Consider the following 16,901-nt stretch of genomic DNA (forward strand, 5'->3'; position numbering starts at 1 on the left):
AGAGTAGGTGGGCTAGCCGAAGTTGGTGACGGGGCTCAGTACGTCGTGAGCGAACTGCGTGATGTTGAGCGTTGGATTGCCGTCCGGGTAGCTCACGGTGGCCAGCAGGTTGGCGCCGGCGTCGACGAAATCGCCGTCGGCGCGGCCCTGGTGCGTCGACGAGGTCACCAGGATGATCCCCGAGGTGTTGGCCTTCTTGGCCAGCGGCACCGAGAACTGGGCGTTCTGCACGGTGCTGTTGGCTTTGTCCTCGACGATGATCCGGCTGTCGGGGAAGTTCAGCATCAGCAGCATGCGGCGCATCTGCGCGGCCTCGGTCACCCCGTTCTGCGGGTTACCGCCGGTGACGATGATCGGGGAGTGCGGGTACATCTGAGCGACGGCGAGTCCGGTCAGCACCCGGCGTCGCAGGATCATCCGCATCGAGCCGTCCGGCAGCAGGCCGTAACCCAGAACGACGATCGCCGGGTTGGAGAAGTCCTTGGCCGCGGCCACCGGCTCGGCGTGCGCCGCAGGCACGAGCTCGCCGATCAGCGTGGCGACGACCAGGAGCACGGCGCCGCAGGCGGCCTTCCATCGACGACGCACGCTTCCTCCGACCCGTTCGACAGTGCTGATTGGCTAATCGCCCAGGTCATCACAGCTGTTACTCGCGTCTCAACTCTCACAGGTGCTCCATAGCCCGCGCCATCGCGGAATGCTCCAGGAAGTCGTAGTGCGCGACGAGTCGCCGATGGCTGACAGAGGACTCGCGAGCCGCCCGGTGCGCCGCGATCCAGCGCGAGACCATGCCCGCCTTCGCGTGTGGCGAGATGGTGGCAGCCGTCAGCATCGTGACTTCGTGTTCGGTGATCAGCACGGTCGGCCGGGTGTCGACGACTCGAGGCTTCGGTCGGGCAGGCATGTGGATAGACATTTCGATCCCCCGATCTGATGGGCCGGCACCTCCGGCCGTACTTCAGAACCTACGACCGGGCCTGCCCGAACGAGCGCGTAGAGCGCTACTCGAAACGGCTCCTGCTCAACCCATTTGGCGCACCCTTCAGGGCAGGCACTTCTCCGCCGCGACGATCTCGGCGCTCATGTTGCGCTCCATCATCGCCAGGGCGGCCGCGCCTAGTTCGGCGTCGATGTGGGCCACCGCGTCCTTGGGCACCATCACCGAGTAATGGCGGACGTAGGCGTCCAGGGCGCTGTAGAGGATGCACTGTTCGGTGACCTGCCCGGTGAGAATCACCTTCTCGACTTCCAGCCGGGTCAACAGGTATTCCAACGGGGTGGCGTAGAAGGCACTGTGCCGCACCTTGGTCATGATCCGGGCGCCCTCGTGCGGGGCGATGGGGCGAACCAGTTCCGGCCGGGCCCCGTCCAGGGCGCTTCGTACGAGGTCACTGGGCTCTGCGGTGAAATCGCCATAGTTGTCATTGACGTAGATCAGTTCGACGTCGTCACGGCTCCTGGCCTCGTTGATCAGGTCAGCCAAGGGCTCGACGATGTCGGTGACGTTGTCGGCCAGCATGTCGGCGTCGGGATGTCGGTAGGCGTTGAGCATGTCGACTACCAAGAGCGCGGTATTGGACATGTCCCGCCGACTACCCGTTCAGGGCCGGACGACACGTCGGAGACGTCCGAAGGGTGGTTACCGTTTCCGCCACGGGAGTGACGGGCAACAATGGGGCCATGGATTTCTACTCCGCCTACCGGCACGGGTTCGTGCGGGTCGCTGCGTGCACGCACCACACGGTGCTGGCAGACCCCGCCGCCAACGCCGAGTCGGTGCTGCGGATGGCGCGGGCCAACCACGAGGACAGCGTTGCAGTGACGGTGTTCCCCGAGCTCACCTTGTCGGGCTACTCGATCGAGGACATCCTGCTGCAGGACTCGCTGCTGGATGCCGTTGAGGACGCGCTGCTCGACATCGTTGCGGCGTCGTCCGATCTGTTCGGCGTGCTGGTGGTCGGTGCGCCGCTGCGGTATCTGCATCGCATCTACAACACCGCGGTGGTCATCCATCGCGGTGCGGTGCTCGGGGTGGTGCCGAAGTCCTATCTACCGAACTACCGCGAGTTCTACGAACGCCGTCAGGTGGCGGCCGGTGACGACATGCACAGCACGATCCGCATCTGTGGTGCCGATGTGCCTTTCGGACCTGACCTCCTGTTCGCCGCCGACGACGTGTCCGGTCTGGTGTTGCACGTCGAGATCTGCGAGGACATGTTCGTCCCGATTCCGCCGAGCGCCGAGGCGGCCTTGGCGGGTGCGACGGTGTTGGCGAACCTATCCGGTAGCCCGATCACGATCGGCCGGGCCGAGGACCGCAAGCTACTGGCCCGTTCGGCGTCGGGGCGCTGCCTGGCTGCCTACATCTACGCCGCGGCCGGCGAGGGCGAGTCCAGCACCGACCTGGCCTGGGACGGCCAGACGATGATTTACGAAAACGGCCGTCTGCTGGCCGAATCCGAGCGATTCCCGAAAGGTGAGCGACGCTCGGTCGCCGACGTCGACCTGGATCTGTTGCGCTCTGAGCGGCTCCGGATGGGCACCTTCGACGACAATCGCCGCCACCATCAGGATCGGTTGACGTCGTTCCGCCGCATCGGTTTTCAACTCGACCCTCCGAGCGGGGACATCGGATTGATGCGCGAGGTGGAGCGGTTCCCGTTCGTGCCGAGCGATCCGCTTCGCTTGGAGCAGGATTGCTACGAGGGCTACAACATCCAGGTCGCCGGCCTCGAGCAGCGGCTACGTGCGCTGAACTATCCGAAGGTCGTGATCGGGGTGTCCGGCGGCCTGGACTCGACGCACGCTCTCATCGTCGCCGCGCGGGCGATGGACCGGGAAGGCCGGCCGCGCAGCGACATCCTGGCGTTCACCCTGCCCGGGTTCGCGACCGGTGACCGCACCAAGAGTAATGCGATCAAGCTCTCGCAGGCGTTGGGAGTCACGTTCTCGGAGTTGGACATTCGGGACACGGCCACGCTGATGCTGAAGGAGATCGGTCACCCGTTCTCTCGCGGCGAGAAGGTGTACGACGTTACCTTCGAGAACGTGCAGGCCGGTCTGCGCACGGATTATCTGTTCCGGATCGCCAATCAGCGCGGCGGGATCGTCCTGGGTACCGGTGACCTCTCCGAACTCGGCCTGGGTTGGTCGACGTATGGGGTCGGCGATCAGATGTCGCACTACAACGTCAATGGCGGAGTGCCGAAAACCCTTATCCAGCATCTGATCCGGTGGGTGATCTCGTCCGGAGAGTTCTCCGACGAAGTCGGCGAGATCCTGCAGTCGGTCCTCGACACCGAGATCACCCCCGAACTGGTGCCGACCGGTGAGGACGAGGAGATCCAGAGCAGCGAAGCCAAGGTCGGCCCGTACTCGCTGCAGGACTTCTCGCTGTTCCAGGTGTTGCGGTACGGCTTCCGGCCGTCCAAGATCGCGTTCCTGGCCTGGCACGCCTGGAGCGATCCCGCCGGCGGAGCCTGGCCGCCGGGCTTCCCCGAAGGTAAGCGTCCGGCCTACTCGCTCAAGGAGATTCGGCATTGGCTGAGTGTCTTCGTGCAGCGCTACTACTCGTTCAGCCAGTTCAAGCGGTCGGCGCTGCCGAACGGACCCAAGGTGTCGCACGGCGGATCGCTCTCGCCGCGCGGTGATTGGCGTGCCCCGTCGGACATGTCGGCGCGAATCTGGCTTGCCGAGATCGAGCAGGAGATTCCGGAGGAGTGATCAGCGGCGCGACTTCCGGTGTATCAGTTCGACAATTCCGCCGACAGCCGCGCCGGCCAGCACACCGACGGTCGACCACCACCAATGTTCGGTAGCGGTGGCCAGGGTCACGCCCAGAATCAGACCGATGATCAACGGGACGTAGAGCCGGCTGGTCCTGGAGTGAGTGCTCTGCTCGCGTGCCATTGAGACCAGCTTAGCCAACGTGAGGAACGACCCGGCCGGCCGCTGCGACGTAGTCCCGGTAGGCCTGGCCTTGCAACCGCAGCAGAGACGGCTCCTCGACTACACGGACCTGAACCTCGATAGACGCGGCCAGCACGGCAAAGGCGATGAGCGTCAACATGTTCGGCGCGACGAGTACCACCGGGCAATCCGCTGATCGCACGTCAATGTGACGGCGGGGGCGATGCCTCCCCCGGGCAACATTCGTCGTCGTCCATGGGTGGAGCGCAACAGGCGTCCCCGCGCCACGCCTGTATACCCTCGCGCGTCGCCACGCCGGCGATGACCAGCGCGGCGATCGGGTCCGCCCACCACCAGCCGGCGAGTGCATTGAGCAGCAGCCCGGCGAGCAGCACCGCGGACAGGTAGGTGCACAGCAGGGTCTGCTTAGAGTCGGCCACCGCCGACAAAGAGCCGAGCTCGCGCCCGGCGCGGCGCTGCGCCAAGGACAACATGGGCATGATGGCCAGGCTGAGCGCGGCTAGTCCGATACCGATCGGGGAGTGGCGCGGTTCCTCAAGACCGATCAGCGATGACACCGCGTCGACGCTGACGTAAATGGCCAGTGCAAAGAACGAGCACGCGACGATCCGCAGCGCGGTCTTCTCCCGTGTCTCAGGGTCTTTCGCGGAGAACTGCCAGGCGATCGCGGCCGCCGAGGTCACCTCGATGATTGAATCCAAGCCGAAGCCAATCAAGGCGCCCGATGACACTCGTGCGCCCTCGGTGAGGGCGACGGCGGACTCGACGACGTTGTAGGAGATCGTGGCCGCCACCAGCAGGCGGATCCGTCGCTTGAGTTGCGCTCGCCGGGCATGGGTGCTGAGCGTGACCATCAGCAGCAGTCCTCAGTGTCGGCGACCGAGCAGCAGGCCGGATCGACTGTGAGTACCAACCCGAGCAGATCGTCGAGAGCTTTGGCGATCCGGGCGTCGGCCAACTCGTAGCGGCTGCGCCGCCCTTCGGGTTCGGCCACCACCAGCCCGCAACCGCGCAGGCAGGCCAGGTGGTTGGACAGGATCTGGCGCGAGACCCCGATGGTCTCGGCCAGATCAGATGGGTAGCCGGGGCCGTCCCGCAGCAGAAGGAGGATTTCGGCCCGGGTGGGATCGGACAATGCGGAACCGAACCGGGCGAGGGCATCGCTGTGAGTGACGCTCTGCATTTATCGACAGTACAGCGTCAGCTGTATTCAAGATAGGCTGAACTACAGCCTGCCGTCGATGCGCAGGTCCGGGTGCACCCACTCCGGCGAGCGGCGTTCCTTGAACGCCATGAAGCCCTCGATGGACTCTGGTGATCCGAGACTGCGCTGCATCCCGATCCGGTCATAGAGCCCCAAATAGTTGTCGATGCTGGACTTCACCACCGAGCGGGCGACAGGAGCGGTGCGACAACACTGGGCGAGAACGTCGCGCGCCGTGTCGGCCAGGTCGTCGTGCGGGACCACCCTGGCGACCATGCCCCACTTCAGCGCCTCCTCGGCGCTCAGCGTGCGACCGGTGAACATCAGGTCGCGCGTGCGAACCGGCCCGATCAGCCGGGCGAGCATCTGGCTGTAGTAGGTGTCGGCGATTCCGCGGTAGAGCTCGGGGACGCGGAACGTCGCGCGGTCACTGACCACCGCCATATCGGCGCACAGCGCGATCTGCAGCCCGCCGCCCTGACACAGTCCGTTGACGGCAGCTACGACCGGTTTGGCGGACTGTCGCAGCGTGTCGAACGGCAACGCGTCCATGCCCAACGCCGCCCCGAACGTCAGCCAGTTGTCGACTCCGCCGCCGCCCATGTCGCCGCCGGGGGCGAACACGTCGCCGGTGCCGGTGATGAGCAGGCCGGCAAGATCGGGGTCAGCCCCCACGTGGTTGACCGCGTACTTGATGCCGAAGTACATCGCCGGTGTCATGGCGTTGCGCGCCTCGGGACGGTCCAGGGTGCACACCCCGAACGCGCCTTCCCGGGTGAATTTCAAGAACGGAGTGCCGAGCCAGTCACCCTCGGGCGGTCGCGGACTGTCGGTGTGTGTCATCGGGTGCACACTATCGCCCCAACCGTAAAGAATTCAGTACTGGGTGAGGACGTCGTCGATCGCCTCACTGCGCGGTGCGCAATCGCCCGCGCCCTCGACCAGTGTCGCCAGCGCGCCTGCGGCGCAGGCCCGCCGTAGTGCGCGGTCGTGGCCGCCGGCCCAGCTGGACGCGAGCACGCCGGCGAAGACATCGCCTGCGCCGGTGGTGTCGATCGCCTCGACCTCGGGACTGGGGACATCAACAGCACCGTGCGGGCCGCGGTAGGTCGCACCGCGTGATCCGCGGGTGACCACGAGATGCTCTGTGGGCCAACGCCAGTGCGGTTCCTCGGCCTCGTTGACGATGACGACGTCGGTGACGTCAGCGAGCTCGGCCAGTCCCGGGTCGGTGCTCACCGGGGAGGCGTTGACCATCACCGTCGCCCCGACAGAGCGCGCCTCCCGGGCGGCAGCCACGGCCGTCGCGACCGGCACCTCCAACTGGACGAGCAGCACCTCGCATTCGGATATGACGGCGCGGGCGGCCGCGTTGAGGGTCAGATGCCCGTTGGCTCCCGGTGCCACCACGATCATGTTCTCGCCGTGCTGGTCGACCAGGATGACCGCTCGGCCACTGGCAACCGACAACGCCTCCACACCGTCGAGCCGGACACCATTGGTATGCAGATGGGCCCGCAACTCATCGGCCTCGCGGTCGGTGCCGACCGCTCCGACGAACTGCACATCGGCGCCGGCCCGGGCCGCGGCCACCGCCTGGTTGCCGCCTTTACCGCCCGGGCCGGTCACCACCGACGAGCCCAGAACCGTCTCGCCGGCCCGGGGCAACGCAGTCACCCGGAAGAACTGATCGACGTTCACGCTGCCCACCACGCACACTCTGGTCACGCCCGTACGTTAGCCCCCACCTGCCGGTTGGTAGGGAGACCGATATCCTGGGCGGATGAGTGTCGAAGCGCCTTCCACTCGATCAGAGCTGCGCGACCAGGTTCACGACGCCGCCCGCCGGGCGCGGATCGCCTCGCGCACCCTTGGAACGCTGACCACGACCATCAAAGACCGCGCCCTGCACTCTGCCGCGGACGCCGTGCTCGCACACGCCCACGCGATCCTGGCCGCCAACGCCGCCGACCTCGACGCCGCACGAAATGTGGGCACCGCGGAGGCGATGCTGGATCGGCTGGCGCTCAACCCGCAGCGCATCGACGGCATCGCCGCCGGTCTGCGTCAGGTCGCGGGACTGCCGGATCCGATCGGCGAAGTGCTGCGCGGCCGCACCCTGCCCAATGGATTGCAACTGCGCCAGCAGCGGGTGCCGCTCGGCGTTGTCGGAATCGTCTACGAAGGCCGGCCCAATGTGACCGTCGACGCCTTCGGACTCACCCTCAAGTCCGGCAACGCCGTCCTGCTGCGCGGCAGCTCCTCGGCCGCCAATTCCAACGCCGCGCTCGTGGCCGCGCTGCGTGGCGCCCTGGCCGCCGAAGGCCTGCCCGAAGACGCGGTTCAGCTGCTGCCCAGTGCCGACCGCTCCAGCGTCACCCACCTCATCCAGGCCCGCGGGCTGGTGGACGTGGTGATCCCGCGCGGCGGCGCCGGCCTGATCGACGCTGTCGTGCGCGATGCCACGGTGCCGACCATCGAAACCGGCGTCGGCAACTGCCATGTCTACGTTCACTCCGCCGCCGACGTCGACGTCGCAGAGCGAATCATCCTCAACGCCAAGACCCGTCGGCCCAGTGTCTGCAATGCGGCCGAGACCCTGTTGGTCGACCAGGCGCTGGCCGACACCGCATTACCTCGCCTGGTTGGCGCCCTGAGCCAGGCCGGCGTCACCGTCCACGACAACCCGACCGAGGACGACCTGCGGGCGGAGTTCCTGTCGATGGACATCGCCGTGGCCACTGTGGCCGGTCTCGACGCCGCAATCGAGCACATCAACACCTACGGCACCGGGCACACCGAGGCGATCGTCACCACCGATCTCAAAGCGGCGCAACGCTTTACCGAACGTGTGGACGCCGCAGCGGTGATGGTCAACGCCTCCACGGCATTCACCGACGGCGAGCAGTTCGGCTTCGGAGCCGAGATCGGCATCTCCACCCAGAAGCTGCATGCCCGTGGCCCGATGGGTTTGCCCGAATTGACCTCAACCAAGTGGATCGTCTGGGGAGACGGCCATACCCGACCTGCCTGAGACGACAACAGGAGAATCCGTGACTGAAACCCCGGCCCGCCCGGCGCCGCTGTTCGCCGACATCGACGATGTCGCCAAGCGGCTGGCCCAGACCGGCTACCTGCCCGACACCGCCACCGCCACCGCGGTGTTCCTCGCCGACCGGCTCGGCAAGCCCCTGCTGGTCGAAGGGCCTGCCGGTGTCGGCAAGACCGAACTCGCCCGCGCGGTCGCCCAGACCACCGGGTCGGGCCTGGTGCGCCTGCAGTGCTACGAGGGTGTCGACGAGGCCCGCGCGCTCTACGAGTGGAACCACGCCAAGCAGATCCTGCGGATGCAGTCCGGCTCGAACGACTGGGACCAGGCCAAGTCCGACATCTTCAGCGAGGAATTCCTGCTGTCCCGCCCGCTGCTGACCGCGATCCGCCGCACCGAGCCCACCGTGCTGCTGATCGACGAAACCGATAAGGCCGATATCGAGATCGAGGGCCTGCTGCTCGAGGTGCTCAGCGACTTCGCGGTCACCGTCCCGGAACTCGGCACCATCACCGCCGCGCGCACTCCGTTCGTGGTGCTGACCTCCAACGCCACCCGCGAGCTATCCGAGGCGCTCAAGCGCCGCTGCCTGTTCCTGCACATCGACTTTCCCGACCCCGACCTCGAGCGGCGCATCCTGTTGTCGCGGGTGCCGGAGCTGCCGGAGTCGCTGGCCGCCGAACTGGTCCGGATCATCGGGGTGCTGCGGGGCATGCAGCTCAAGAAGGTGCCGTCGGTCGCCGAAACCATCGACTGGGGCCGCACCATTCTGGCCCTGGGGATGGACACCATCGACGACGCCACCATCGCCGCGACGCTCGGAGTGGTGCTCAAACACCAGTCCGATCAGCAGCGAGCCACCAGCGAACTTCGGCTGAACTAGTCCGATGGCCGTCCGCAGGGTGCGTCCCGCACAGCCACTGGCCCCGCACGGGTTGCCCGGCCATCTGGTTGGCTTCGTCGAAGCGCTGCGCGCCCAAGGCATTTCGGTGGGACCCTCGGAGACAGTCGACGCGGGCCGGGTGCTGACGGTGCTGGGGCTGGGGGAGCGTGAGGCGCTGCGCGAGGGATTGGCCTGCGCGGTGCTCAGGCGCGCCGACCACCGGCAGACCTACGACGCGTTGTTCGACCTGTGGTGGCCCGCGGCGCTGGGCGGGCGCACCGTGCTGGTCGACGAGGATGCCGACGACGAGCCTCAGCAGGGTCTGCCGCCCGAGGACATCGAGGCCATGCGGGAAATGCTGCTGGACCTACTGGCCGACAATCCCGACATCGGCGACATGGACGAGCGGCTGGTCGCCATGATCGCCCAGATCGTCGAAGCCTACGGCCGCTACACCTCCAGCCGCGGCCCGTCGTACTCGTCGTATCAGGCGCTCAAGGCGATGGGACTCGACGAGCTGGAAGGCCGGCTGCTGGCCGGCCTGCTCGCACCGCACGACGACGACCCGACGCCGACGCAGGAGCAGATCGCCAAAGCGCTTGCCGCGCAGAAGATCGCGCAGCTTCGCCGGATGGTGGAAAGCGAGACCAAGCGGCGCACCGCCGAACAGCTGGGCCGTGATCATGTCCAGATGTACGGCATCCCGCAGCTGGCCGAGAACGTGGAGTTCCTGCGGGCGTCCGGCGATCAGCTGCGCGAAATGCGCAAGGTCGTCGGCCCCTTGGCCCGGATGCTGGCCACCCGCTTGGCGGCTCGTCGCCGGCGATCCCGTTCGGGGGCCATCGACCTGCGCAAGACGCTGCGTAAGTCGATGTCGACCGGGGGCGTGCCGATCGACGTGGTGCTGCGCAAGCCGCGCCCGGCCCGGCCGGAACTCGTTGTGCTGTGCGATGTCTCGGGTTCGGTGGCGGGCTTCAGTCACTTCACGCTGCTGCTCGTCAACGCGCTGCGTCAGCAGTTCTCCCGGGTTCGGGTGTTCGCCTTCATCGACACCACCGACGAGGTGACGCACCTGTTCGGTCCGGAAGCCGACCTGGCGGTCGCGATCCAGCGCATCACCCGCGAGGCGGGGGTGTACACCCGCGACGGGCACTCCGACTACGGCAACGCGTTCGTCTCGTTCACCGAGAACTTCCACAATGTGTTGTCGCCGCGCAGTTCGCTTCTGGTGCTCGGCGACGGGCGCACCAACTACCGCAATCCTGCCGTCGACATCCTGGCCCACATGGTCACCTCGAGCCGGCATGCGCACTGGCTCAACCCCGAGCCGCGGCACCTCTGGGGCAGCGGTGATTCGGCGGTGCCGCGCTACGAGGACGTCATCACCATGCACGAATGCCGATCGGCCAAGCAGCTTGCCGCGGTGATCGACCAGCTGCTCCCGGTCTAGCTCGCCTTCTTCGCCGACGGCCGGGCACTGCCGCCGGTGGACTTCTTCTTCGGCGCATCGCTGCCCGACGAGTCACTCGACGCGGCGCTCTTCTTGGCGCCGGTCGTCTTCTTGGCGGGACTGCCGGCCTTCGGCGTCGACTCCGCCGGCTTGCTCACCTCGGGCGTGCTCACCTCGGGCGTGGTCACCTCAGGCGTGCTCACCTCGGGTTCGGCGGCAGCCGGCGCAACGGCCTTCGGCGCGCTCGCAGCTGCGGGCCGGCTGGGGAAGGCGGGCAGGCTGATCCCCGGCAGCAGCTGGGCCCTCGTCGGTGCGCTGTAATCGGCGCGGTTGTAACCCATTTCGATGAACTTGCGCAGGACCGGATCGATGGCGCCCAGAATCGGGTCGGGCACGATTCCCTTGAGCGGCATCAGCAACGGGACCAGCGGGGTCCGGATGAGGTAGTACGTGGTGTCGCCATGCTGTTGGTAATACGCATTGCCGCCGGCTTTCGCGGCCTCGATGTCGGCGGCGGTGAGCTCGGTCTGGGTCTGACCGTGGACATAGATCATGCCCATGATCGCGTTGACCGTTGCCAGCAGATTCAAGGGGTAGGTGGGGAAGTCGGCCCAGCCGTCGTACTGGCGGGCGACGTCGACCGTGGTGTCGCCGTTGTCGGGGGTCGCCCCGCTCACGCTGATGTCGAGGACCGGAATATACAGTCCGGCAAACCTTTCCAGTATTCCGCCGTTGGGCCGGCTCGGGTTCTCAACGAGGACGAAGGTGTTTCCGGTGCCCTCGGGGTGGGCGGCCTTGTAGCGGGACAGCACCACCGCACCCTGCGACAGTCCGAAGATGACGTCGCCCTGGGGGTCGCGCGCCTCGACGTTCTTCACACCCTGCGCAACGGACTGGTTCCACGTCTTGTCGAAGATGTAGTTGTTCGACACCGGCCAGAAACCGGCGTTGTAGGCGATGTTGCCTGCCGAGGTGGGCGTGGCGGCCGGTGTGTCGGTGCCGTCGAGCACGCGGGAGATGAAATCGCGGTACTGCTGATCGGTGGGAGTCCAGCCGATATTCGTGCCGCGCAGATAATCTACCGCGGCCGCGGTCAGCATCGGTGCCGACGACACCGTCGGCGTCAGTCCCACCGCAACTGCCGCAGCCACAGCCACCACACTGGTCACAGGCACAGACATCCGTCGGCTACCGAGCTTCTTCATCACAGGCCCCCTGATCGGCATAACTCGACTCGGACAAAAGGCTACCTGAACATCTGTGATATCCCTCACGCGCCTTTGCCAGAGCACAGAGTCCGCGACCGATCGCGAGCGTGAGGAAACCCACCTGCGCCTCCCGTAAGCTGGTCAATCGTGGTTTCCTCGGCGCGGCGCAGGCTCGGCGTGATGGGTGGGACGTTCGATCCCATCCACAACGGCCACCTGGTCGCGGCAAGTGAGGTCGCCGACCTCTTCGAGCTGGACGAGGTGGTGTTCGTGCCCACCGGCCAGCCGTGGCAGAAGTCTCGGGAGGTGACTCCGGCCGAGGATCGCTACCTGATGACGGTCATCGCGACCGCCGCCAACCCCCGGTTCTCGGTGAGCCGCGTCGACATCGACCGCGGCGGAGCCACCTACACCAGCGACACCCTGCGCGATCTGCGGGCGCTGAATCCCGACGCCGACCTGTACTTCATCACCGGAGCCGACGCACTGGCATCGATCCTGTCCTGGCAGAACTGGGAGGAACTATTCGCGCTGGCGAAATTCGTCGGTGTCAGCCGACCCGGTTACGAGCTCAACGGCCAACACATCGTCGCCGCGTTCGACCAACTGCCCGAGGAGGCGCTGAGCCTGGTCTCGGTGCCCGCCCTGGCCATCTCGTCCACCGATTGCCGGCTACGCGCGGCCAAGAACCGGCCCATCTGGTATCTGGTGCCCGACGGCGTCGTGCAGTACGTATCCAAGCGCCGCCTCTACCGCGACCTGGGCCAGGTGGACCGCATGTCCGTCACCACAATCGAGGAGACCACCACGTGACCGCGTCCGACGAAGCCGTCCAGATGGCAACCGTGGCCGCACGGGCCGCCGCCGCCAAGCTCGCGCAGGACGTGGTCGTGATCGACGTCTCCGGCCAGTTGGTGATCACCGACTGCTTTGTGATCGCCTCGGCGTCCAACGAGCGACAGGTCAACGCGATCGTCGACGAGGTGGAGGAGAAGATGCGGCTGGCCGGATACAAGCCGGCCCGCCGGGAAGGTACCCGCGAAGGCCGCTGGGTGCTCTTGGACTACGTCGACATCGTGGTGCACATCCAGCACCAGGAGGAGCGCAACTTCTACGCCCTGGACCGACTGTGGCGGGACTGCCCCTTCCTGACCGTGAATCTGGATGACGTTGAGGTAGAGGACACTCCATGAGGGTGCGCAGGCTGGTGATGCTGCGCCACGGACAGACGGAATACAACGCCGGAAGTCGCATGCAGGGTCAGCTCGACAGCGAGCTCACCGACCTGGGCCGGGCCCAGGCTGTCGCCGCCGCCGAGGTGCTGGCCAAGCGTCAGCCGGTGCGCATCGTGTCCTCCGATCTGCACCGCGCCTACGACACCGCGGTGGCGCTGGGGGAGCGCACCGGGCTGCGGGTGGAGGTCGACACCCGGCTGCGCGAAACCCACCTCGGTGACTGGCAGGGTTTGACGCACCATGAGGTGGACGCGGTGTCGCCAGGCGCGCGGCTGGCGTGGCGCGACGACGCGACGTGGGCTCCGCACGGCGGCGAGAGTCGGGTCGATGTCGCCAACCGCAGCATCCCGCTTGTCGCTGAATTGGTTGCCGCAGAGCGTGAATGGGGCGTCGACGAGCCCGACCGCCCGCTGGTGCTGGTGGCCCACGGTGGGCTGATCGCCGCGCTGTGCGCCGGGCTGCTCGGGCTTCCGGTCGAAAGCTGGCCGGTGCTGGGTGGCATGGGCAACGCGAGCTGGGCGCAGCTGTCCGGACACGCTGCAGACGACGCCGCCTTCGAGGACATCCGGTGGCGTCTCGACGTGTGGAACGCCTCGGCGCAGGTGGCCAACGATGTCCTCTGACGGCAGCCACGCCCGTACGTTACTTGTCTTCTGTGATTCCCTGTCCTACTACGGGCCGCAAGGCGGCCTACCCTCCGACGATCCGCGGATCTGGCCCAATATTGTTGCCCGTCAACTGGGTTGGGACATCGAACTGATCGGTCGCATTGGGTGGACCAGCCGCGACGTGTGGTGGGCGGCCACTCAGGACCCGCGGGCGTGGGCCGCGCTACCCCGGGCCGGTGCGGTGATCTTCGCGACCAGCGGGATGGATTCGCTGCCCTCGCCGCTACCCACCGCCTTGCGGGAATTGATCCGCTACGTCCGCCCATCCTGGCTGCGCCGCTGGGTGCGCGACGGCTACGGCTGGGTTCAGCCGAGGCTCTCGCCGATGGCGCGCCCGGCACTTCCTCCTCACCTGACAGTCGAGTATCTCGAAATGACCCGTGGTGCAATCGACTTCAACCGACCCGGCATCCCGATGGTCGCATCGGTGCCGTCGGTGCACATCGCGCCCACCTATGGCATGTCCCATCGCGGCAGGCCCGGCACCGTCGCCGCGATCAACGAGTGGGCGGCACAGCACGGTATTCCGGTGGTCGATCTGAAAGCCGCGGTGGCCGAAGAGGTTCTGGCCGGTCGCGGCAACCCGGACGGTATCCACTGGAACTTCGAAGCGCATTCCGGCGTCGCCGACCTGATGCTCAAGGCCCTCGCCGAAGCAGGGGTCCCACTCGACAACTCGCGCAACTGATCGATGGCCGTCATCGTGGTCACCGATTCGTCGGCTCGGCTGCGGACCGATGATGTCCGCGCCTGCGGTATCCGCGTTGTGCCGCTGCACATCCTGGTCGACGGCCGCGACCTGCGCGACGGTGTCGACGCGATCCCGGCCGATCTGTATCAACGGGGTCATGTGACGACCGCCGGGGCGACCCCGAGTGAACTGTCCGCTGCCTACCGGGAGGCATTGCACGCCAGCAACGGTGACGGAGTGGTTGCCGTGCACATCTCCGGTGAGCTCTCCAGCACCCTGGGGGCTGCCGAATACGCGGCCCGCGAGTTCGGCGGTGCAGTGCGGGTGGTGGATTCGAAGTCGACGGCGATGGGCACCGGGTTCGTCGCACTGACCGCGGCGCGTGCCGCGCTCGGCGGATCTGACCTGGAAACCGTTGCCGCCGAAGCGGAATCGGCGGTGTCTCGAGTGCGGGCCTATATCGTGGTGCAGCGGCTGGACAACCTGCGCCGCAGCGGCCGGATCGGTACCGCCGCATCCTGGTTGGGCACCGCGCTCGCGCTCAAACCGCTGTTACGCATCGATGAAGAGGGCCGGCTGGTGCTGGCTCAACGGGTGCGCACCGCATCCAAGGCGCAGGCCGCGATGATCGAGCAGGTTCTCGAGGTGGTAGGTGAGCGGCACGCCGCGCTCGCGGTCCACCACATCGACAATCCCGACGCTGCAGGAGAATTGGCCGCCACACTGGCCTCGGCGCTGCCCGGTTGCGGCGATGTGGTCGTCACCGACCTGGGCCCGGTGCTCGGCGTACATGTCGGCGCCGGCGCGGTGGGAATCGCCGTCGCACTCGATCCCACCCCGCCGGATCGCCTCACGCCTGCTTGAGGGCTTCGATCTCCAGGGTGATGGTGACCTTGTCGCCCACAACCGCGCCGCCGGTCTCCAACGGCATGTCGATATCGATGCCGAAGTCCTTGCGGTTCAGCACCACTGATGCCTCGAACCCGGCGACCGCCCCGTGCCCCATGCCGGGGTTCACCCCGTTGAACTGTACGGGCAGGCTGATCCGGCGGGTCACGCCCTTGAGGGTGAAGTCGCCCTCGAGCCGGTAGGCGTCCCCGTCGGGGACCACCGACGTCGATGCGAATGTGGCGGTGGGGTAGTTCTCGACGTCGAAGAAATCGGGCGCCTGCAGGTGCGCGTCGCGCTGCTCGTTGCCGGTATGGACCGAGGCGACGTCGATCTCGGCGGTCACCGACGGCGTGCCGTCGGCCGCGACGGTGATGGCGCCGCTGAACGCGCCGAAGGTCCCGCGGACCTTGCTGACGACGAGGTGGCGTACTGAGAAGCTGATCGACGAATGGACGGGGTCGATCGCCCAGGTGCCGGTGAGGTCGGTGGCCTGAACAGCTGCGGTCATCGTGGGTCTCCTTGATCGGCGGCGCCGGGCCCGGTGCTCGACGCCTCCCACCAAGTAACCGGACTGTGGTCCGGTTTAATTCCCCCGAGGTCAGTTGGCGGCGAATCTGCCTGTGATCGGGGGCAGGTCGGCCAGCGTGGCGATGCCCGGCTTGGCGGCGACCACCGCGGGCACCGCGTTGGTGACGGGCAACGCGGTGTAGATCATGCCCAGCCCCATGAAGCCCGCCTCCGGCCAGTTCTTCGGCGGAAGGCAGTGCAGCACCGTGCGCATGTTCGGCACCCCGTAGACCTGGATGACGTGACTGTGCTCGAGTGGCTTGGGCGGGACGACGTGACTGCCCATGATCCAGTTGAACCCGACACTGACGACATTGCGGTCACCGACCCAGCCGCGGTGGTAGCCGTACACGCCGCCGACGGTGCCCTCCGGGATCGTCATGAAGCCGAGGTCGCTGTCACCGGTGGCGGTGGTGAACGTGACGTCGAAGGTCATCCGGTCCAGCTTCGCGCCGATCGCGTCGGCCATCATCGCCGCGGACTCGGCGAACACTTCGCTCTCTACCCGCACACTCTCGGCCAGACCCTCGGTGTCGGGATCGCAGCCGAAGCCCATCGCGGACTGGGTGCCCGCCGACTCATAGGTCGAACAGTCCACCGACTCGGTGATCCGAATTTCGTCGACGCGTTCGCAGGCGCCGGAGAGCACCATGCCGACCATGTTCGTCATCCCGGGATGCGCGCCGCTCCCGAAGATCGTGGAATTGCCTTGCTCGCAGGCTTTTCGGATCCGGGCCAGATCTTCTGGTGACTGCTTGCCGCCGGTGATCCACGCCGCCGACGAACACACGTTGACGCCGGCCTCCAACAGCCTCACCAACTCGTCCACGCTGGGCCACAACGGGTTGTAGCAACAGGCGTCCGGCTTGGCCGCCAGCAGCGCATCGATGTCGTTGGTCGCGGTGACACCGGTGGGCTCGGGCCAGCCGGACAACTCGGCTGCGTCGACACCGAGCTTGTCGGCGCCGTGCGCGTACACCCCGACCAGTTCCAGGTCCGGCCGGCCGATGATCGCGTGCAGCGACCGGCGGCCGATGTTGCCGGTGGTCCACTGGATCACCCGGATGGGGCGGTCGGTGATGGCGGTCATGGGGTGCTCCCTGGGTGGCGCGGTTCGGACGTGTA

20 protein-coding genes are annotated in these 16,901 nt (G+C 67.0%); 9 read left to right on the top strand and 11 right to left on the bottom strand.

The features are described 5' to 3' along the window. Positions 1-12: 12 nt before the first annotated feature. From BST42_RS21365 to BST42_RS21375, 3 genes are all read right to left on the bottom strand, one after another. Positions 13-588 carry a YdcF family protein gene (locus tag BST42_RS21365; protein WP_083121329.1) on the bottom strand — a complete coding sequence of 192 codons (576 nt, stop codon included), beginning with the start codon at positions 586-588 and terminating at the stop codon, positions 13-15. 76 nt (positions 589-664) lie between these two features. Further along, complete coding sequence (locus BST42_RS21370) at positions 665-904, bottom strand: hypothetical protein (RefSeq protein ID WP_083121330.1); 240 nt, start codon at positions 902-904, stop codon at positions 665-667. A gap of 138 nt (positions 905-1,042) precedes the next feature. Beyond that, a complete protein-coding gene (locus tag BST42_RS21375) occupies positions 1,043-1,582 on the bottom strand; it encodes a cysteine hydrolase family protein (RefSeq protein ID WP_083121331.1) in 540 nt (179 codons plus the stop codon). Between the two features lie 98 nt (positions 1,583-1,680). On the opposite strand from BST42_RS21375, the gene BST42_RS21380 reads away from it, so the two are divergent. Continuing rightward, positions 1,681-3,723 carry an NAD(+) synthase gene (locus BST42_RS21380; RefSeq protein ID WP_083121332.1) on the top strand — a complete coding sequence of 681 codons (2,043 nt, stop codon included), beginning with the start codon at positions 1,681-1,683 and terminating at the stop codon, positions 3,721-3,723. Here BST42_RS21380 and BST42_RS21385 read toward each other — a convergent pair whose 3' ends face one another. The 5 genes from BST42_RS21385 to BST42_RS21405 form a co-directional block, all read right to left on the bottom strand. After that, positions 3,724-3,909 (bottom strand): hypothetical protein, encoded by a 186-nt coding sequence (locus BST42_RS21385; protein WP_083121333.1) that lies wholly within the window; start codon positions 3,907-3,909, stop codon positions 3,724-3,726. A 203-nt stretch (positions 3,910-4,112) separates the two neighbouring features. Then, positions 4,113-4,784 carry a cation efflux transmembrane domain-containing protein gene (locus BST42_RS21390; RefSeq protein WP_083121334.1) on the bottom strand — a complete coding sequence of 224 codons (672 nt, stop codon included), beginning with the start codon at positions 4,782-4,784 and terminating at the stop codon, positions 4,113-4,115. Continuing rightward, positions 4,784-5,113, bottom strand: a complete 330-nt coding sequence (locus BST42_RS21395) for an ArsR/SmtB family transcription factor (RefSeq protein ID WP_083121335.1) — start codon at positions 5,111-5,113, stop codon at positions 4,784-4,786. Before BST42_RS21395 ends, BST42_RS21390 begins: the two co-directional genes overlap by 1 nt. Before the next feature lie 42 nt (positions 5,114-5,155). After that, the gene (locus BST42_RS21400; RefSeq protein ID WP_083121336.1) at positions 5,156-5,977 is read right to left on the bottom strand and encodes an enoyl-CoA hydratase/isomerase family protein; all 822 of its coding nucleotides are present in this window, start codon (positions 5,975-5,977) and stop codon (positions 5,156-5,158) included. A 33-nt stretch (positions 5,978-6,010) separates the two neighbouring features. After that, positions 6,011-6,862: a ribokinase gene (locus BST42_RS21405; protein WP_083121337.1), complete on the bottom strand. Its 852-nt coding sequence runs from the start codon at positions 6,860-6,862 to the stop codon at positions 6,011-6,013. 55 nt (positions 6,863-6,917) lie between these two features. Between BST42_RS21405 and BST42_RS21410 the strand changes: the two genes are divergently transcribed. From BST42_RS21410 to BST42_RS21420, 3 genes are read left to right on the top strand one after another with little or no spacing between them, the layout of a single operon-like run. Beyond that, a complete protein-coding gene (locus tag BST42_RS21410) occupies positions 6,918-8,168 on the top strand; it encodes a glutamate-5-semialdehyde dehydrogenase (RefSeq protein ID WP_083121338.1) in 1,251 nt (416 codons plus the stop codon). Between the two features lie 19 nt (positions 8,169-8,187). Beyond that, positions 8,188-9,066 (top strand): AAA family ATPase, encoded by an 879-nt coding sequence (locus BST42_RS21415; protein WP_083121339.1) that lies wholly within the window; start codon positions 8,188-8,190, stop codon positions 9,064-9,066. A gap of 4 nt (positions 9,067-9,070) precedes the next feature. Next, positions 9,071-10,516 (top strand): vWA domain-containing protein, encoded by a 1,446-nt coding sequence (locus tag BST42_RS21420; protein WP_083121340.1) that lies wholly within the window; start codon positions 9,071-9,073, stop codon positions 10,514-10,516. Here the strand turns inward: BST42_RS21420 and BST42_RS21425 are convergent. After that, the gene (locus BST42_RS21425) at positions 10,513-11,697 is read right to left on the bottom strand and encodes a PE-PPE domain-containing protein (protein WP_435406054.1); all 1,185 of its coding nucleotides are present in this window, start codon (positions 11,695-11,697) and stop codon (positions 10,513-10,515) included. The two genes, BST42_RS21420 and BST42_RS21425, sit on opposite strands and share 4 nt — an antisense overlap. A 174-nt stretch (positions 11,698-11,871) precedes the next feature. Here BST42_RS21425 and nadD point away from each other — a divergent pair, with 174 nt between their 5' ends. Genes nadD through BST42_RS21450 form a run of 5 tightly spaced genes read left to right on the top strand, consistent with a single transcriptional unit; the run spans position 11,872 to position 15,182 of the window. After that, positions 11,872-12,537, top strand: a complete 666-nt coding sequence (gene nadD / locus BST42_RS21430; protein ID WP_264047883.1) for a nicotinate-nucleotide adenylyltransferase — start codon at positions 11,872-11,874, stop codon at positions 12,535-12,537. Next, a complete protein-coding gene (rsfS, locus tag BST42_RS21435) occupies positions 12,534-12,917 on the top strand; it encodes a ribosome silencing factor (protein WP_083121343.1) in 384 nt (127 codons plus the stop codon). Before nadD ends, rsfS begins: the two co-directional genes overlap by 4 nt. After that, positions 12,914-13,582 carry a glucosyl-3-phosphoglycerate phosphatase gene (gene gpgP, locus BST42_RS21440; protein ID WP_083121344.1) on the top strand — a complete coding sequence of 223 codons (669 nt, stop codon included), beginning with the start codon at positions 12,914-12,916 and terminating at the stop codon, positions 13,580-13,582. Before rsfS ends, gpgP begins: the two co-directional genes overlap by 4 nt. Next, positions 13,572-14,315 (top strand): diglucosylglycerate octanoyltransferase, encoded by a 744-nt coding sequence (gene octT / locus BST42_RS21445; RefSeq protein WP_083121345.1) that lies wholly within the window; start codon positions 13,572-13,574, stop codon positions 14,313-14,315. Before gpgP ends, octT begins: the two co-directional genes overlap by 11 nt. A gap of 3 nt (positions 14,316-14,318) precedes the next feature. Continuing rightward, complete coding sequence (locus BST42_RS21450) at positions 14,319-15,182, top strand: DegV family protein (RefSeq protein WP_083121346.1); 864 nt, start codon at positions 14,319-14,321, stop codon at positions 15,180-15,182. Here the strand turns inward: BST42_RS21450 and BST42_RS21455 are convergent. Both BST42_RS21455 and BST42_RS21460 read right to left on the bottom strand, forming a co-directional pair. Then, positions 15,169-15,717: a YceI family protein gene (locus tag BST42_RS21455; protein ID WP_083121347.1), complete on the bottom strand. Its 549-nt coding sequence runs from the start codon at positions 15,715-15,717 to the stop codon at positions 15,169-15,171. The genes BST42_RS21450 and BST42_RS21455 overlap by 14 nt on opposite strands. A gap of 90 nt (positions 15,718-15,807) precedes the next feature. Then, positions 15,808-16,866, bottom strand: coding sequence for an NAD(P)H-dependent amine dehydrogenase family protein (locus BST42_RS21460; protein ID WP_083121348.1), 1,059 nt, complete (start codon positions 16,864-16,866; stop codon positions 15,808-15,810). Between the last annotated feature and the right edge of the window lie 35 nt (positions 16,867-16,901).

The sequence above is a fragment of the Mycolicibacterium rhodesiae genome (assembly GCF_002086695.1).
GTDB lineage: Bacteria > Actinomycetota > Actinomycetes > Mycobacteriales > Mycobacteriaceae > Mycobacterium > Mycobacterium rhodesiae.

Bases quoted from the DNA above. Each gene is read 5' to 3' on its own strand.
- BST42_RS21370 (WP_083121330.1), bottom strand. From the start codon at position 904: ATGCCTGCCCGACCGAAGCCTCGAGTCGTCGACACCCGGCCGACCGTG.
- BST42_RS21375 (WP_083121331.1), bottom strand. From the start codon at position 1,582: ATGTCCAATACCGCGCTCTTGGTAGTCGACATGCTCAACGCCTACCGA.
- BST42_RS21380 (WP_083121332.1), top strand. From the start codon at position 1,681: ATGGATTTCTACTCCGCCTACCGGCACGGGTTCGTGCGGGTCGCTGCG.
- BST42_RS21385 (WP_083121333.1), bottom strand. From the start codon at position 3,909: ATGGCACGCGAGCAGAGCACTCACTCCAGGACCAGCCGGCTCTACGTC.
- BST42_RS21390 (WP_083121334.1), bottom strand. From the start codon at position 4,784: ATGGTCACGCTCAGCACCCATGCCCGGCGAGCGCAACTCAAGCGACGG.
- BST42_RS21395 (WP_083121335.1), bottom strand. From the start codon at position 5,113: ATGCAGAGCGTCACTCACAGCGATGCCCTCGCCCGGTTCGGTTCCGCA.
- BST42_RS21400 (WP_083121336.1), bottom strand. From the start codon at position 5,977: ATGACACACACCGACAGTCCGCGACCGCCCGAGGGTGACTGGCTCGGC.
- BST42_RS21410 (WP_083121338.1), top strand. From the start codon at position 6,918: ATGAGTGTCGAAGCGCCTTCCACTCGATCAGAGCTGCGCGACCAGGTT.
- BST42_RS21420 (WP_083121340.1), top strand. From the start codon at position 9,071: ATGGCCGTCCGCAGGGTGCGTCCCGCACAGCCACTGGCCCCGCACGGG.
- BST42_RS21425 (WP_435406054.1), bottom strand. From the start codon at position 11,697: ATGTCTGTGCCTGTGACCAGTGTGGTGGCTGTGGCTGCGGCAGTTGCG.
- gpgP (WP_083121344.1), top strand. From the start codon at position 12,914: ATGAGGGTGCGCAGGCTGGTGATGCTGCGCCACGGACAGACGGAATAC.
- octT (WP_083121345.1), top strand. From the start codon at position 13,572: ATGTCCTCTGACGGCAGCCACGCCCGTACGTTACTTGTCTTCTGTGAT.
- BST42_RS21450 (WP_083121346.1), top strand. From the start codon at position 14,319: ATGGCCGTCATCGTGGTCACCGATTCGTCGGCTCGGCTGCGGACCGAT.
- BST42_RS21455 (WP_083121347.1), bottom strand. From the start codon at position 15,717: ATGACCGCAGCTGTTCAGGCCACCGACCTCACCGGCACCTGGGCGATC.
- BST42_RS21460 (WP_083121348.1), bottom strand. From the start codon at position 16,866: ATGACCGCCATCACCGACCGCCCCATCCGGGTGATCCAGTGGACCACC.